General features: G+C 69.6%; 14 protein-coding genes. 4 read left to right on the top strand and 10 right to left on the bottom strand.

All coding sequences use genetic code 11. The features are described from left to right. From VF697_RS30205 to VF697_RS30190, 4 genes are all read left to right on the top strand, one after another. Window positions 1-1772 (top strand): patatin-like phospholipase family protein (locus VF697_RS30205; protein WP_331100318.1); only part of this gene is annotated, 1772 nt, incomplete at its 5' end. An 84-nt stretch (window positions 1773-1856) separates the two neighbouring features. Beyond that, window positions 1857-2825: a 3-oxoacyl-ACP synthase III family protein gene (locus VF697_RS30200; RefSeq protein WP_331100319.1), complete on the top strand. Its 969-nt coding sequence runs from the start codon at window positions 1857-1859 to the stop codon at window positions 2823-2825. 41 nt (window positions 2826-2866) lie between these two features. Next, window positions 2867-3562 (top strand): lysophospholipid acyltransferase family protein, encoded by a 696-nt coding sequence (locus VF697_RS30195; protein WP_331100316.1) that lies wholly within the window; start codon window positions 2867-2869, stop codon window positions 3560-3562. Next, complete coding sequence (locus tag VF697_RS30190; RefSeq protein ID WP_331100314.1) at window positions 3559-4371, top strand: SDR family oxidoreductase; 813 nt, start codon at window positions 3559-3561, stop codon at window positions 4369-4371. The genes VF697_RS30195 and VF697_RS30190 overlap by 4 nt, the downstream gene beginning before the upstream one ends. Here VF697_RS30190 and VF697_RS30185 read toward each other — a convergent pair. From VF697_RS30185 to VF697_RS30140, 10 genes are all read right to left on the bottom strand, one after another. Beyond that, on the bottom strand, window positions 4339-5238 hold the full coding sequence (locus tag VF697_RS30185) for a class I SAM-dependent methyltransferase (RefSeq protein ID WP_331100312.1): 900 nt from the start codon (window positions 5236-5238) through the stop codon (window positions 4339-4341). The two genes, VF697_RS30190 and VF697_RS30185, sit on opposite strands and share 33 nt — an antisense overlap. After that, on the bottom strand, window positions 5235-8867 hold the full coding sequence (locus VF697_RS30180; protein ID WP_331100310.1) for a serine/threonine-protein kinase PknK: 3633 nt from the start codon (window positions 8865-8867) through the stop codon (window positions 5235-5237). The genes VF697_RS30185 and VF697_RS30180 overlap by 4 nt, the downstream gene beginning before the upstream one ends. Before the next feature lie 231 nt (window positions 8868-9098). Then, window positions 9099-9572, bottom strand: a complete 474-nt coding sequence (locus VF697_RS30175; protein ID WP_331100308.1) for a hypothetical protein — start codon at window positions 9570-9572, stop codon at window positions 9099-9101. 128 nt (window positions 9573-9700) lie between these two features. Beyond that, window positions 9701-10123, bottom strand: coding sequence for a hypothetical protein (locus VF697_RS30170; RefSeq protein WP_331100306.1), 423 nt, complete (start codon window positions 10121-10123; stop codon window positions 9701-9703). Beyond that, complete coding sequence (locus tag VF697_RS30165) at window positions 10124-11470, bottom strand: eCIS core domain-containing protein (protein ID WP_331100304.1); 1347 nt, start codon at window positions 11468-11470, stop codon at window positions 10124-10126. A gap of 282 nt (window positions 11471-11752) precedes the next feature. Beyond that, on the bottom strand, window positions 11753-12388 hold the full coding sequence (locus VF697_RS30160; RefSeq protein ID WP_331100303.1) for a glutathione S-transferase N-terminal domain-containing protein: 636 nt from the start codon (window positions 12386-12388) through the stop codon (window positions 11753-11755). After that, a complete protein-coding gene (locus VF697_RS30155) occupies window positions 12385-13245 on the bottom strand; it encodes an SDR family oxidoreductase (protein ID WP_331100302.1) in 861 nt (286 codons plus the stop codon). Before VF697_RS30155 ends, VF697_RS30160 begins: the two co-directional genes overlap by 4 nt. 93 nt (window positions 13246-13338) lie before the next feature. Next, the gene (dps, locus tag VF697_RS30150; protein ID WP_331100301.1) at window positions 13339-13896 is read right to left on the bottom strand and encodes a DNA starvation/stationary phase protection protein Dps; all 558 of its coding nucleotides are present in this window, start codon (window positions 13894-13896) and stop codon (window positions 13339-13341) included. Between the two features lie 135 nt (window positions 13897-14031). Then, complete coding sequence (locus VF697_RS30145) at window positions 14032-14742, bottom strand: lipase (protein WP_331100299.1); 711 nt, start codon at window positions 14740-14742, stop codon at window positions 14032-14034. A 38-nt stretch (window positions 14743-14780) separates the two neighbouring features. Further along, entirely contained in the window at window positions 14781-15914 is a 1134-nt protein-coding gene (locus VF697_RS30140; protein ID WP_331100297.1) for a triacylglycerol lipase, read from the bottom strand. Window positions 15915-16104: the final 190 nt, after the last annotated feature.

Genomic DNA, 16104 nt, shown 5'->3' with positions numbered 1-16104 from the left:
TCCAATTCCTGGAAGGCGCCAAGCTGGAGACCCTCCGTGGCGGGGAGACGCGGGAGCTCGAAGGGCCTCTGATCGCGCTCCAGGGGGAATTCCGGTTGGGGGAGGGGCAAGAAGAGCTCGGCTGTTCGCGGGCTGACGGGCTGTTGGGCCTGCCCGTGCTGTTCGGCTCCGAGGAGAGGCTGTCGATGCGACCACCGCCGAGGGTGCGCGTGCGCGGTCCCGCCCGATTCATCCGGCTCGAGGCCTCCAGGCTCCTCTCGTTGTATGAGCGGTCCGCTGCGTTCCGGCGGTCGCTCCAGGAGGAGGGATTGCTCCGGAGGCAGGTGTCGTCGGTAGCGCCGAGCAGACCCCAGGTCATCCGCTTCGAGAGCCGGCTGGAGGGCATTCCCCTGGCACCGCTGCTCGAGCACCTCGCCGCCAGGATCCAGAATGACTTCCAGGAGAGCGTCCAGACGGGTCTGCGCTTCTCGGGAAGCGGCGAGGCCCATTACGTCTTCCTCACCCAAGAGCAGATAATCACCTCAGGCCCGAGCCCCCTCGAGGCTGATACGGTGGTGCGGTTGACGGACAGACTGCCCAGACCGACGGATTGGGATGAGCAGGGCGATGGTCAGACCGAGCACCTGGATGTGGTGTTGCTCGAAAACGTACGCCAGCGGGCGAGTGGCGAGCTGATGCTGATGCACGACGCCCACGCCACCCAGCGCGAGGGCGGCTACTCGGTCTGCTGGGTCGATCTCGCGCGGGAGGACCTGGAGCTGCTTGCGTCCGGGAGACCCATCGCATCGGTCGGACTCACGAGGGAGCGTCGCATCAACGATGCGCTGGGCCGATGGGCCCGGGCGGTGACCCACCGAAGGGTGGGGGTGGCCCTCAGTGGTGGAGGCGTCTGGGGATTCCGTCATGTGGCCATCCTCCGGATGCTGGAGTCGTTGGGGGTACCCATCGACATGGTGAGCGGCGCGAGCATTGGCTCGGTCGTGGCCGCCTACTACTGCGCCCTGGGGCCTGACGGGCTGGAGGCCTTGCTCGAGCTGAGCCGGAGCAGGTCCCTGCGGGTGGCGCAGTTGGCCAGCCTCGTCACCCCCTGGCTGCTCCAGCGGATGTTCCAGGCGGACCTGGGCCGCCTGCCCCTCCAGGGCTTCGCTACCCGGTGCCTGCCCGTGGCGACCAGCCTGTCGGAGGGACGCTCGTACCTGGTCTTCGATGGGCGGGTGGATCAGGCCCTCGCCATGTGCTGCTCGCCGCCCGGGCTGAACGCCTCGGTTCCGTACCGCTCGGGCCGGTTCGTCGATGGTGCCATCTTGAACGACCTGCCCGCCTCCGTGCTGACCACCTCGGGCGCCGACTTCATCCTGGCGGTCAACTGCTATCCGCTGGCGAAGCAGGGCAGGGGACCCGACAACCCGGGGCGGCTCCAGACCTTCCTGGAGGGACTCGATCCCGTGAGGCGCTTCGTGGACCTCTGGTACAGCGGAAACATGATGCTGTACGCGAACAGCTTCGAGCTGGGCTCCCTGGCCCACGTCTTCATCAACGATGACGAAGGTGTGGACGGGACGTCCGAGCTGGAGGAGCCCCTCTCCCAGGCCCTGGACTTCTCCCGCGCCCGGGAGATCCTCGAGATGGCGATGGACGATGAGATGCTGCGCGGCCAGGTGGAGCGGTTCGCGGAGCGGTGGCGGCACCTCCCCGGCTCCCGGGGTCCGAGCGCTCGTGCCAGGACGTTCTCCGGGCGCGAGGAGGCGGCCCCCGGCGCGAGTCCCCACTGAGTCCACCCGGCGGGTTCGCCAGGCCGCGCGGGGTGGGAGTGCTATCATCCCCCGCCACAACGAGGGGGGTGGAAGATGGACGTGATGCTCCCGAGTCGGATCCTGGGGACCGCTACCGTTCTCCCGGAGCGCAGGGTCACCACGGAGGAGCTGGCGCAAGCCCTGGGGCGAGAGCCCTCGGAGATGGAGCGCAAGACGGGCATCCGCACCCGCCACTGGGCGGCCCCGGGGACCTCCATGGCCGCACTGGGCGCTGAAGCGCTTCGCCGGGCCCTCGCCGCGGCGGGGCTGGAGGCTCGGGACCTGCGGCGCCTCCTGTTCGTCACTTCCGCGGGCGGGGATGTCCTCGGTCCAGCTACCGCCAACCGGGTCGCCGCCGAGCTGGGGATCGCCGGGTCGTGCGACGCGTTCGATCTCAGCAACGCCTGCATGGGGTTCCTCTCCGCCTTCGATGTGGCGAGCCGCTCGGTGGCGACCGGACTCGCGCCGGTGGCGATCGTCGTGGTGGAGCTCGGCTCGCGGCTCATCTCTCCGGAGGATCCCCGGCCCTACTTCGTCTTCGGGGATGCCGCCGTGTCCGCCATCCTGGGGCCAGCGCGTGCGGGGGAGGGCGTCGTGGGGGCGGCCTTCGCCAACGACGGGACCCAGCCTCAGGACGTCTGGGTGCCCAACCCCATGGTGACGCGTGCGATGGAGCGGGTGCGCTTCGAGGTTCCCAACCAGCGGATCGCGGAGGTGGCGAGCAGGGCCCTGATGACCGCCACCCGCTCCGTGCTGGAGCAGGCCCGGCTGACGCTGGGTGAGGTGGACTGGGTGCTCCCGCACCAGCCCAACGGCTCCATGCTCCAGCTCATCGCGGGGACGCTCGGTGTGGAGTCGGCGCGAATCGTGCCGGTGGTGGAGGAGGTGGGCAGCGTGGGCGCGGCCTCCATTCCCATCAGCCTGGATCGCCTGCTCCGGACCCGCCCCGTGCGCCCGGGAGCTCGGCTCCTGATGGTGGGAGTGGGGGCCGGCGTCTCCTATGGCGCCGTCCTCTACCGGGTGGGCGGATGAGGCCGGGGCTCGCGCGGACGGTCTGGCTGAGGACCTTTGGGATGCTCCGCCACTACCTGCGCTACGAGGTGCGTGGGCTGGAGCGCCTGCTTCGTCCCGGCGCGGCCCTGCTCGTGGGCTACCACGGCCGGCCCCTGGCGCTGGACCTGTGCATGCTGACCGTCACCCTGCACGAGCACCTGGGCCAGCTCCCCGTGGGGGTGGTGCACGGTGCTTTCGGGCACCCGCTGCTCCGCCAGGTGCTCGACGATGTGGGGTTCGTGGTGGGGGAGGGGCCGGAGCTGGCGGCGGCGGTGGCGGGGGGCAGGCACGTGCTCGTCCAACCGGGAGGGACGCGCGAAGGCTGCCGCAGCTTCCTTCACCGCTACCGGGTCGACTGGGGGGAGCGGGTCGGGTATCTGCGGCTCGCCCTCGAACATCAGCTCCCCATCATTCCGGTGGCGGCGGATGGGGTGGATGACCTCTACCTGGGGCTCAACAATGGCTACGCGCTGGGGCGGCGGTTGGGGCTGCCCGCGCGGCTGCCACTCTGGCTTGGGATTGGCGCCACCGGCCCGTGGCCCTTCTCGCTGCCCTTTCCGGTGAAGGTGACGCAGCGGGTGGGGCAGCCCATCCTCCGGCACCTCGGTGGAAGGGTGGAGCCCGAGGACAGGCCCGCGCTGCTCGGGCTGCACCGCGAAGTGATGGGGGCCGTTCAGGAGCTGCTCGACTCGGGACGGAGGGAGCGCGCGACATGAGTGGACGGAGCTGGGCGGTGATTCTCGGCGCTTCGTCGGGATCGGGCGCGGCCATCGCCGAGGCGGTGGCGGACAGGCCCGGGCTGAACGTGTTCGGGATGCATCGGGGGCGCTACCCGGAGCAGGCCGCCGCGGTGGAGCGCGCGGTGACGGACAAGGGCGTGCGCATGGTGATGCGGCAGGCGGACGCGGGGACCGCGGAGGGCGCTCTCGAGGGCGCCAAGGCTCTTTTCGAGGTGGCGGGTCCCCGGAGCGTGAAGTTGTTCGTCCATTCCATCGCCTCCGGTTCGGTGGGATTGCTCGCCACGGGCGAGGCGCCGCTCCACCCTCGCCAGGTGGAGAAGACCTTCGATGCCATGGCCCACTCGTTCGTCTATTGGACCCGCGCCCTCCTGGAGAGGGAGCTGCTGGCCCCGGATGCGCGCCTGCTCGGGCTCACCAACCCGCTCTCCGAGTCGCTCCTGCCCAACTGCGGCGCGATCACCGCCGCCAAGGCGGCGTTGGAAATCTATGTGCGGCAGCTCGCCGTGGAGCTCGGCCCGCGCGGGTACCGGGTCAACCTCCTGAAGTTCGGGACGGTGGTGACGCCGGCCGTGCGGCACGTCTACCCGCCAGAGACGATGGCCCGGCTGGAGGAGGCGCACCGGTTGATGAATCCCGCCGGCCGGATGTGCACCGTGGAGGAGGTGGCCCGCCTGGTCTCCGTGCTCGTGGGCGAGGAGTCCTCCTGGTTCAACGGCGCTACCATCGACTTCACCGGAGGGATGATGCTCCGGCTAATCGACCTGGTCCTCAACCGTTCCCCGTGAAGAGGAGCGCGCCGGCTCGGGCATGCGGAAGGTGAGGCAGAAGTAGAAGCGGCTCAGCTGCTCGTCGAGGATGTCCGTTGCCTCGGGGGGAAGCAGGGCCCGGGGGCTGCGCGGCTTCTGGTTGTAGAAGGTGAGCGCGCGGAAGGCCGCCCGGAGCCGCAGCGGAAGCGGCTCGCGCGTGTCGAGTTGCTCATCCACGGTGACGATGGGCGTCCCGGGACGGGCCACCCGGGCGCGCTCCGCGAGGGCCCTGCGCGGAGCGCGGTAGCCGCCGATGCCGCCCGTCTCCAGCACCCGATCGAAACAGTGCTCGGGGAAGGGCAGCGCGTGGGCGTCCGCCTGGAGCAGGCGGACGTTCCCGTGGTGACCGCGCACGAGCCGCTCGCGACACCTGGACAGCATCCCAGCGCTCAGGTCGACTCCCCAGAGCTCGACGTGCAGCCCCCGTGGCAGCGCGCGCTGGAGGAGCGGCAGGTTGGAGCCGGTGCCGATTCCAATCTCCAGGATGCGCACGGGCCCGCCATCCGGTCGGGGCGTGAGCGAGTCGAGCTCGAGCCGGCGCAGGTAGCGAGCGCGAAACTCGGACTCGCTCAGGCCCTCGATGCGAGGCGCGACCCAGGCCGTCACCGGCTCGTAGAGCCAGGGCAACCCGTCATAGAGGACACGCAGCAGACGGTCGTTCCCGCGGACCTCCTCCTCGCGGTACAGCCGGGGCATTCCCTTCGACACCGGCCACCTGGCCCGGCAGCCGGTGCAGCGCAGGAGGCCCTCGTCGAGGAGCCCCTCCCGGTCGCGGCCCTCCCAGTGGAGTGCGCTCCGGCAGGTGGGACAGGCCAGGAGGGCCACGTCCTGGGGTCGGAGTGTCATTCGCAATAGGACGCCAGCAGGGCCTGGGCCTGGTCCAGGTTGTACCGGGCCTCCAGCGAGGTGAGGTGCTCGATGGCGTGCAGACAGTGCTCCCGCCGCTCCGGATGGTCCGCCGCCAGGCCCTGGCAGAGGGCCAGCCGGGCCAGGGCCTCTTCGTAGGGCATGGACAGACGCCGGGCCCAGGAGATGCTTCGCCTCCAGGCCCAGCGTGCGCGCCGCGGGTGGCCGGAGTGCCAGGCCTGGCTGCCGCGCGCCAACCAGGCCAGCGGCTTGCCGAAGGTGAAGACCTGGGAGAAGGCCCGCAGCCGCCCGCAGGCCCGGGACACCTCCTTCTCCAGGGCCGCGCGTACCGCTGGCGGAGCGCCTTCCCGGACGGCCTGCTCCCGCAGGAGGAGGTACGTCTCCAACGTGGCCGACAGGCCCACGTAGTCGAAGTGCGCCACGGGCCTGCTCTGGGAGTGCTCCAGGACACTCTTCGCCGCGCGTCGCGCGGATGCCAGGTCTCCCTGCCGCAGGCTCGCCAGCGCCAGGGTTCCGAGCACCCAGACCATGTTGACGGGGATCTTCATGCTCTCCACTTCGGAGAGGATGGGCCCCAGTCGGGCGAGGGCCTCCTGCGTGCGCCCCAACCGCAGCAGGGCGGCGGCTTCGCAGTAGACGCCCACGTAGTGGAGATCGGCACCGCGGCGTCGTGCCGACTCCTGCAGCCACTGGGTCAGGGGGAGGATGCGCGCGAAGCGCCCCTGGTAGTCGCTCAACAGGATCCGCAGGTTGCGGCACTCCTCCGCCAGCCGGTAGTCGCCCACGCCCTCCACGAGGCCGAAGGCCCGGTCCAGGTACGCCTCCGCCTCGCTCCACCGCGCGGCCGAGGCACTCACGACACCGAGGCGGACGAGGACGAAGGTCTGGTCCACCTTGTGGCCCACCCGGTCCGCCAGGGCCAGGGCCCTCTTGCTCCAGGCCCGGGCCAGCCGACGCAGGGGGATGATGCTGGCGACCACCGCCATCCCGGCATAGCCACGTGCCAGTCCCGCGGAGGGCCCCGCCGGCTCGGCCAGGTTCAGCAGGCGCAGCCCCGACCAGAGCAGCGGGAGCGGCTGGTGCTGGTAGATGAAGAAGTCACTGAGGCGCAGGCAGAGCTGCGTGGCCTCCAGCCGGGCCCGCCGCCGTTCCTCCGAACGCACCGTGAAGGCCGGGGGACAGGCCCGCTGCAGCACGCGCAGCGCTACCTGTCCCAGCGTGCCCAGCGCCCACCCGAGCCCGCGGGTGGGGAGGGGATGGCCGAAGTGGCCCATGGCGCGCTCGGTGTAGTGCCGGAACTCCTCCAGGTTGTTGAGCTGGAAGAAGGCTTCCGCGAGCAGGCTCTCGAGGTGCCCCAACCGAGGGCGCCAGTGCGACCGGGAGCCCACCCCGGGAGGCGGGGATTCCACCAGGGTCAGGGCCCGCTGGAGGAAGCGGATGGCCTCGTGGCAGGCACCTACCTGGAGTGCCTGCTCTCCGGCCCGTTCGGAATAGAGGGCCTCCTTGGCGGGCTCGCCGGCCGCTCCCCAATGGTGGGCGAGTGCCGCCACCCAGGCCGTGTCCTCCGGGTGGACCGCTTCAATGAGCTGGGCGGCTTGACGGTGCAACCGCGCCGCGTCGGCGGGCGCCAGTGGCTCCAGGAGCCCTTCCCGCAGCTTGTCGTGGGCGAAGCGCCAGCGGTTGCCGGCGACCTCGAGCACCGCGGCGTCGGCACACCCGCTCAGCCAGCCCTCCAGGTCGAGCGTGGGTGCGGCCGCGTGCAGCAGCTCCTCGTGGAGCTCCCGCCCGAGGATGGCCGCCAGCCGGAGCAGCTCGCGTGCCGCCGGAAGCACCTTCCCGAGACGGCGCTCGATGAGGGTGCGCATTCCTCCGACGAACATCCGGGCGGGAAGGGCGGCACGGCCGATGTGGTCCAATTGCCCGCTCTCCTCCGCCAGCGCCCGGAGCACCTCGACGAGGAAGAAGGGGTTGCCCTCCGTTTCGTGCTCGAGCAGCGAGACCACGCGCGGCTCCCTGCCGGCGGCGCCCATCATCGACTCGCTCAGCACGGAGATCTCCCCGGTCGAGAGCCGCGGCAACTTCAGCACGGGCAGCGAGCCCAGCTCGGCGGGCGGCCGGGGGCAATCATCGTCCCGGTAGCTGCCCACGACGAGCAGCCGCGTCTTCGGCGCCAGGACGGCGAGCCGTGCCAGGAGTGACAGGGTGGCGCTGTCGGCCCACTGCAGATCCTCCAGGAGGAGCACGGTCAGCCGGGGGAGCCGGTTGAAGACATCTTCCACCGTGGTGAGCAGGCGCAGGTGGGCCGCCTCCGCCGCGAGCGGCTCGGGATCCGGGATGTCGCGTTGCAGCAGGGGACCGATGTCTGGCACGAGCGGCTTGAAGATCGACGCCTCCCGCTCATCGAGCCGGGTGAGAAGGGTCAGCCCGCGGAGGATCTCCCGCCAGGGATGGTAGGGGCCGCTGCCGCCGTGGATGGCCTGACCGTGCAGGACCGTCGCACCCCGGACCAGCGCCAGGTTGCGGAGCTCAGCCAACAGGCGGGACTTTCCCACGCCGCTCTCGCCGGCCAACAGCCAGGCTCCTCCCTGCTCCTCCCGCTCGGCCTGGGTGAGGGCCTTGCCGAGCAGCGTCAGCTCCCACTGCCGACCGACGAAGCGTGCGGCTTGCAGGAAACTCTCGCGGGTGGCCGCCGTCTCGATGGGGAGGGTCTGACCCGTTGCCTCGCACAGGGCGGTGATCGCCGCATCGGCGCTCTGGAAGCGCTCCTGGGGATTGGGTGCGAGCAGCTTGCGAAGCACCTGGGTGAGCCCTGGCTCCAAGCTGTCGGGGACTTCGATGCCCCGGCTGTCCTCGTCGTCGTACTCCATGGCGACCAGCTGATAGAGCAACAGGGAGAGGTCCGATTCGCCGCCATGGGACTGGGTGGGCGGCTCATACCTGTCGCGGTAGCTGCCGGGATTCCCGGGGCGCGGCGAGCGCCGCGCGTACGGATGCATCCCGAGGAAGAGCTCGTAGGCGATCACCCCCACCCCGTAGAGGTCCGAGCGCACGGAGGGGGGCTTGCCCCGGAGCACCTCGGGAGCGAGGTAGCCGGGCGTTCCCGACCTCATCGACTCGAGCTGCTGGAACTCGGTCAACGCCAGTCCGAAGTCCAGCAGCTTGACCTGTCCGTCGACCACCAGGACGTTGGCGGGCTTGAGGTCGCGGTGGATGATGCCGCGGCGGTGCAGGTAGAGGAGCGCCTGGAGCATCTGCACCAGCAGGCCGACCCGCGCGTGGAGGGGCTGACCTCGCCCCGCCTCGGTGATTGTCTGGGCGTTCTTGAGGAGCTCGAGGACCAGATAGGGCCGCTGCCGCCCATCGAAACCATAGTCGAGGACGCTGATGATGTTCGGGTGCCGCAGTGAGGCGAGGATCTCGAACTCCCGCGCCAGCGACATGGCCGAGCCGTAGGGCTCTTTGTGGCGATGTGCATACGGGGAGACGCCATACCGGCCCGAGGTCAGTTGCTTGAGCGCCACCCACCCGTTGAGCCGATCCCGTGCGAGGTAGACCTTTCCGAAACCACCCTGGCCCAGCAGTGCGACGAGCTGATAGCGCTGGTCCACGACGCCAAGCAGGCTGGAGTCCGAGCATGGAGCCCCACTGGGGTCACTCCCGCTGTCCCATGATGCTGTGTATCCCCTCATCAGGCCCCCGTTTGCCCGCCCCCACCCACGGGTCCTCACCGACTCGTACGATGGAGTGCTGCTCCTCGGGAGTTGGTGTCACCGGAGGGCCGATGTGAGGTGGCGCGCAGGGCCCGCGGGAGTGCTTGTCTCCCCTCGGACCCAGAGGGTCTAGGGGGCGGGCGCCAGGAGCGAGCGTCTGGCGACGTGCGCGGAGCCGAGGCCCCCGAGGGTGTACCAGGCCACGGTAAAGAACGCGGTGGAGCGCCTGGCGCGACTGGGGCGCTCGCCGAGCCCGAGGTAGGGCGGCAGCACCACGGCGCCCAGGCCCGCGAGCGCTCCCAGGAGGGCCCCCTTCAGGTAGATGCGACGGGGGCGGCCCATGGCCACCAGCGCGTAGTAGAGGGTATTGCTGATGAGGTCTCCCACGAGGCTCTGCTGGTACAGCCTGCGGCCATGTGCGGGGCGCACGCCGAGCCACTTGGACACCTTCTTCAGCGAGCGCATGCCGAGCACGTCCATGCGCGGGGGGTGCTTGAGCACGGTGCGCGCGCCCTGGTGGACGAGCGTGAGGGAGACAGCGCCCGCGAAGCCGGGGCCGAGCGATTTCAAGAAGCCGCGAGATGGGGTGACGAGCTCACTCATGGTGCCCCTCAAGCTAGGCACCCCACCCACCGTATTCCCGCCGGGAATGCCCGCCCGTCTGGTGGCTTGACGGGCAGGTGCCTCCTGGAATTCCAAAGGTTGGGCCAGGAGCGCTGACCCCCGCCGCATCACGGCTCCACGGCGTGGACATGGCCCTCCGCGTCGACGTCGAAGTGGAGGGAGCCGCGATTCTTGCCAATCACGAAGAGGGCATACCGCCCATTTGGCTGGAGGGGCGTTGCTTCCTCCACCGCCTCGAATCCCGAGGGCGCATCTCCATAGGAGAACCGGCTGACGCTGTTTTTGTCGCCAAACGGCTCGGCGCGCAGGTGCCAGACGACATGGCCCTCTCGGTCCAGCACCTGGATGGTGTTGTAGAGCGGGCGCTCCGGGTGCTCCGGGTCCGTGACCAGGAAGTGGGGAGTCGGGAGCCGCTCCTCCTGAGACGCCAGCTCGACCTGGAGTCTTGGCCAGCAGGCGGAGAGCAGGAGGGTGGCGGCGCACAGGAGGCCGAGCCACGGACCCCGAGTTGCTCGCAGCGTGCGCATCACCTAGGGCGCCCCCTTGCCCGCGCGCACCTGCTTGAGTGCGGCCAGCAGGTAGTCCGTGTAGTTGGTGCCTCTGAACTCGAACTGTTTGCCTGGAGGCGGGTTGAAGAAGCCTTTGAGCTGGGCCTGTTGCAGCAGTTCGGCCTGCTGCTCCGGGTTCAGCTCGCTCCAGGACTTCCCCTCACGGATACCCTTCTCGAAGTCGTAGCCGTCTCCGACGTTCTGGCTCAGGAGCGCCTCGCTCATGTAGTCCGTTCCGCCGTTCTGGTGCTGCCAGACATGCGCCATCTCATGCACCAGCAGGTCATCGGTGAGCGGGAGATCATTCGGAGGGATGTAGATGGTGTTGCCATGGGTGAACGCACGGCCTGTGAGGCTGAACAGCCCTGCGTTGCCCTCTTTGATGCGCACGGAGGAGTAATCAATGCTGTCGCCGTAGACCTTCTTGAGGGCGGCAATCTGATCGTCATTCAGCTTGCGGCCCGGCGGCTCTACGCCGATCAACGTCTGCACGGCACTGAGCGCTCGCCCGCCCAGGAGTAGGAACGCGTCGACTGGAGTCTGGATGAAGGTCTTCAAGAGGCCGAGACCCATCTGCTTGAACCCCTCACCGAACTTCCCGGTGAAGAGTTTGCCGACGCCACCAAAGAAGGTGCCGATTCCCTCCCCGGTGTTGCGGGCGGCACCGACCATGGCACTGCCGATCCCCGTTGCCAGGCTGCGCACGCCGTCACCCACGCGCAGGCTGGCCTCCTTCACGACGTTACCGACCGCTTTCGCTGCGGAGCCGACCGCATTGCCGACCGCCTTCGCGGCGGAGCCAACCGCGTTGCCGATAGCTTTGAAGGGGTTCCAGAATTCGACCTCCTTCGCCTTGCCGTCGACGTGGATGATGCCCTTGTCATTCTCGGCCCGGATCTCCGCCACCTGGGCCGATGACAACTTCTCGCCGGACAGGATGCGCCGGAACAGCTCGCCCTCGTCTCCTGGCGTGTCCTTCGCGTTGAGGCGCGCATCGAGATGGTGGCCTGCCTCCTCCACGTAGGTGGACGCGGCCAGCGCTGGGTCCAGCGCCCGGTTGAGAAACACCGTCCCCGACTCGGCGTCATAGGCTCCGTTGGCGCCACCAAGCGTCTCGGGCTCCACCCATTTCACCGGGGGCATCCACTTGAAGTCGCCCGTCAGCGCCCGTTGCCGGTACTGCTCGGCCTGGGCTGCGTCGTACCCCTCTCCGAAAACAGCCCGCATCGTGCCGTGGAACTTGTCCTTGTCCGCCGCCAGCGTGCCGAACTGCTTCTGGAAGGTCGTCTGGACCTCTGGTGTCGTGGAAACGAACGCGTCGGTCGCCACGTGACCAGTCCTGCGGGCCGCCTGTCCTGCCGTGGCGCCGAGGGAGGCGTCTGTTCGCACACCCTCCTGTGCCTTGTTCTTGACGGTGTTGGGCTTCGGGTCTGTCTCAGTGCGGCGGGGTACCTGCGGCGGTATCCTGGAATGGATTCTCATCTCGTCCCCCCCTGGAGGAGAATGAGTCAATTCCATATCCAGCCCAGGTGGCGCAATGCACCCGGAGGGCTGCCCCGAGTCCAACCACCGACACACGGAGGCCATGGCCCTCCGCGCCCCTGGCTGGGACTACTTGAGCTCCGGCACCTTCATGCCGCGCTGGACCGCCGGGCGCGCGCCCACGGTGTCCAGCCAGCGCCGCACGTTCGCCACCGGCTGCATCAGCTCCGGGTAGAACTCCCCCGCGCCCTTGAGCCACGGGTAGGTGGCGATGTCCGCCACCGAGTACTCTGGCGCCAGGAACTCGTGCTGGGCGAGGTGCTTGTCCATCACTCCGAGGATGCGCTCGGACTCCTTGGAGTAGCGCTCGATGGCGTACGGAATCCGCTCCTTGGCGGCGCGCTTGAAGTGGCCGAGCTGTCCGAGCATCGGGCCCACGGCGCTCATCTGGAACATCAGCCACTGCACCGCCTCGGTGCGCCCGCGCACGTCCGCCGGCAGCAGCTTCTCCGTCTTCTCCGCCAGGTAGAGCAGGATGGCCCCGGACTCGAAGACGGAGAACGGCTTACCGCCCGGACCCTGCGGGTCGACGATGGCCGGAATCTTGTTGTTGGGGTTGATGGCGTTGATGGCAAGGAACTCGGGCTTGAACTGGTCGCCCTTCATGATGTCCACCACGTGGACGTTGTAGGGCAGCCCCAGCTCCTCCAGGGCGATGGACACCTTGCGCCCGTTGGGCGTGGTGAACGTGTAGAGGTCGATCATCGTCCCACTCCCGTCAGCTCGGCGCTGCGCTGCCACAGCTTCTCGGTGGCGGCGTCGTCCTGGGCGGCCTTGGACTCCTTCGCCACCTTGCTCTTGATGAAGTACTTGCCGCTCACGCCATCCACCTCGGGCGAGGAGGCCAGGAACACCGAGGTGCGGGCGCCGCCCTCGGCCGACAGCATGAAGGGCGCGGTCAGCTTCACCAGGTGCTTGAAGAAGCCCTCGGAGTTGAGGCCGAAGCCGGTGCGCACCACGCCCGGGTGCAGGCTGTTGGCCGTCACCTTCGTGCCCTCCAGCCGCCGCTTCAACCCCCGGGTGAAGAGGATGTTGGCCAGCTTCGAGTTGCCGTAGACCTTCATGGTGCTGTAGCCGCGCTCGGCCTGCGGGTCGTCGAGGAAGTCGACCGAGCCGAGGCGGTGGGCCTCGGAGGAGACGTTCACCACGCGCGCCGCGCCGCTGGACTCGAGCAGGCCCAGCAGCAGGTTCGTCAGCAGGAAGTGGGAGAGGTGGTTGGTGGCGAAGGTGGCCTCCAAGCCATCCGGCGTCAGCTTGCGCCGGTCGATGACGAGGCCCGCGTTGTTGAGCAGCACGTCCAGCTTCGAGTACTTGCGCTGGAAGTCCCGCGCGAGCTGGCGCACGGAGGCCAGGGAGGTGAGATCCGCGAGCATCAGGTCCAGCTTCGCGTCGGGGACGGTGCGGCGCACCTCCGCGAGCGCGGCCTCACCGCGGCCCTTGTCACGCCCCGACAGCACCACCGTGGCCCCCTGGCGCGCGAGCGCCCGGGCCGACTCCAGCCCGATGCCCGAGGTGGCTCCGGTGATGAGACACACCTTCCCTTCCATGGTTCCCGGCGTCATCCGCTGTCGCCCTCCCGCAAATCCTGAGCTGAGGGCCCTCTCTAATCCGCCAGGTGGCCCGCGCGCATGTGGGCGCGCGGGCCGGAAGGGGGTTCAGGCGTTGGGAAGGGAGGGACGCTCCTCCTGGATGGTGGGCGGAGAGGCCTCCTGACGCCCCGTGGTGGCCGAGCCGTACAGGTGGCTCTCCAGGAACCAGAGGTCCTGCTCCACCTCGCCGAGCACCTGGGTGAACAGGTCCTCGGTGACCGGGTCGTTGAGGTCCGCGGTGCGCTGGATGCCCTCCCGGACGGCGGAGGCGTAGCGGGCGACGCGATCCACGAGGACGCGGATGTGGTCGTCGCCGTTGACCGCGCTCAGGTCATACTCCTCCAGCTCGCTGTTCTTGGCGGCCAGGCGGATGGTGCCCTGGGCATAGCCTCCGAGGGCTCCGGCGCGCTCGGCGAACTTGTCCGCGTGCGCGCGGACGTGATCGGCGACGTCGTCGAAGAGCTCGTGGCGGCTGATGAAGTTCCTGCCGCGGATGTTCCAGTGGGCCTGCTTCACCTGCCAGTGCAGGTCGATGGCGGTGGCCAGACAGCTGTTGAGCAGCTCGATGAGATCCGCGCGGGCCTCGCGTGGGAGATTGATGTGGCTGGGGAACTTCGTGGTCATACGCGTCCCTCGTGATGGTTCCGCCCGGGCGGCGAGCCGCCGGGTTTGCCATGACGGTGGGGACGGAGTGGGCCCACGCCAACCGGGAGCTGCCCCGCCCGGAGGGCAGGCGGGCGTGGGCACGAGAGGCTCGGGTTACCTGCCCGAGGGGGCCGACAGCGCCTCCACCGTGGCGGAGATGACGGCCGGGCTGCTCAGCATGAGCTGGTGCAGGGGCACGAGGAAGGTGCGCTCGGTGGCGCCCGGCAGGCGCGCGCTCTGGGCGGGGACGACGGTGCTGTCGAGCGGCGTCCAGAAGGAGAAGACCTCGGTGTCGCCGAAGGGGTTCTCATGGCGGTTCAGCTCGCGCAGGAAGTCGCTGTCCGGGCGCATCTGCACCAGGGCCGGGTCCCTCTTCAGGTACGCCATCCGCGTGCCATGGTGCGGCCCCGAGATGGAGACGAAGCGCCGCACGCGCGGCTGGCCTCCCAGCGCCTGCATCCAGTAGCGCGTGGACAGCGTGCCCTGGCTGAAGGCCACCACGTCGATGCGCTCGGCGCCGGTGCGCTGGCGCAGGCCCTCCGCCGCCCGGCGCACCTGGTACGCCATCACCTCGAGGGGCAGCTGGCCGTTGTTGGGGTGCAGGCGCACCGCGTGGAGCCGCTCCTCCGGCCAGCCCGCCTCCTGGAAGGCGTCGAGCATCGCGAAGAAGGCGCCCGGGGTGTCATCGGTGCCGTGCACGAACAGCACGGGCACGCGCTCGGTGGGCCGCGCCGGGGGGACGGTGGCACAGCCCATCAGGACGGCGAGCAGCGCCAGCACGAGGGCCCGGGGAGTGCGCGGAGCGGAGACGCGAAGCGGATTCAAGTGGGGGCTCCAGGGCGGTGGGGAGGGCCCCGGGTGTATCAGGTCTCCAGCAGGACGAAATCCACCACGGTGCGCCACAGGCGCTCGAACTGGAGCCGGCGGAAGCCGGAGCCCGAGATGAGCCAGTCCACGTGCGGCGGCCGGTGCGCGGGCTGGTCGAAGTGGCCGATGGCGTCCAGGTGATCCGCCCGCACCGCCGTGAGCACCCGCCCGTAGACCTGCGAGCGCGTCGGGACGATGCCGTCACAGGCCTGCGGCCCTGGCAGGGCCCCATAGGCCTCCACCAGCGCCGCCGTCTGGGCCGGGGTGTGAGGGGGAATCGCCGTGAGGGGCATGTTCTGCGCCCGTCCGTAGAGGAAGGAGTACACGGTGTGCGTGAGCTGGGCGTATGGGTCCAGTCCCGCGCTCCACCGCGTGCGCAGCGACGGCGCCCGCGCCTGGGTGATGACCGAGCCGTAGCGCACCCCGGGCCGGTCCTGCGTGCCCGCGTTGAAGAGGTCGATGCCCTCGGGGGTGAGCTGGGGGATGAGGGAGGCGTCGTTGCCCACGTCACCCAGGAAGCGGACCAGCTCCTCCCGGCGCTCGGTGGAGAAGTCCCCCAGGAGCTGCTCGAAGAGCTGGTCCAACAGGGTGGGGCGGAAGCCGAGCTGCTCGTCCCAGCGCGTCAGCAGGCTGCCGAGCCGGAAGGCCACGCGCAGCGGCAGCCGGCCGAAGCGCAGCACGTACACGGTGAAGAGCGACAGCAGCTGCAGCAGCTTCTGCCCGAAGAGGCCCAGGAAGAAGGAGGCCAGCGGCGTGCCCGCATGCGGGGTGGACACCGTCACCACCGTGCGCACCCGCCGGGCGAAGCGCTCCAGGTCCACGTCCTCGCCCAGCGAGGCGCTCGGGCTGACGAAGAGCCGCGCGTCCAGTCCCCCGGTCGAGTGGCCGATGAGGTGGATGGGACCGTCATCGTCCTTCACGCTGGCTTCGATGGCCTTGTGGAGATCCGCGGCGCGCAGGCGGATGGAGCCGGTGGGGTGGGAGAGCACCTGCACCACCTCGACCTCCACGCCGCGACGGGCCAGCTCCGCCACGAAGTAGTCGCGCACGTGCCCGAAGTAGAGCAGCTCTCCCAGGTTGGCGAAGCCGAAGAAGCCGGGAACCAGATAGATGTAGTGCTTCGTCGCCATTCGGCCCAACCTTCCGCAGTCCCCGCCCCCAACTCAAGCCCGACGTGCATCCGCGGCGCGCGCGGGTTGACGGCGCACCATTCCCGGGCAACAACGCGGGGCTCCTCTCTCCTCACCGGAAGGAACGCTTGCCCTTGCACCGATTGCTCGCCCTCGGCTTCCTCTTGGCCCTCCCCGCCGCCGCCGAGGA

Source organism: Archangium sp., assembly GCF_036388035.1.
Classification (GTDB): domain Bacteria; phylum Myxococcota; class Myxococcia; order Myxococcales; family Myxococcaceae; genus Archangium.
This window is presented reverse-complemented; position numbering and strand designations above follow the sequence as displayed.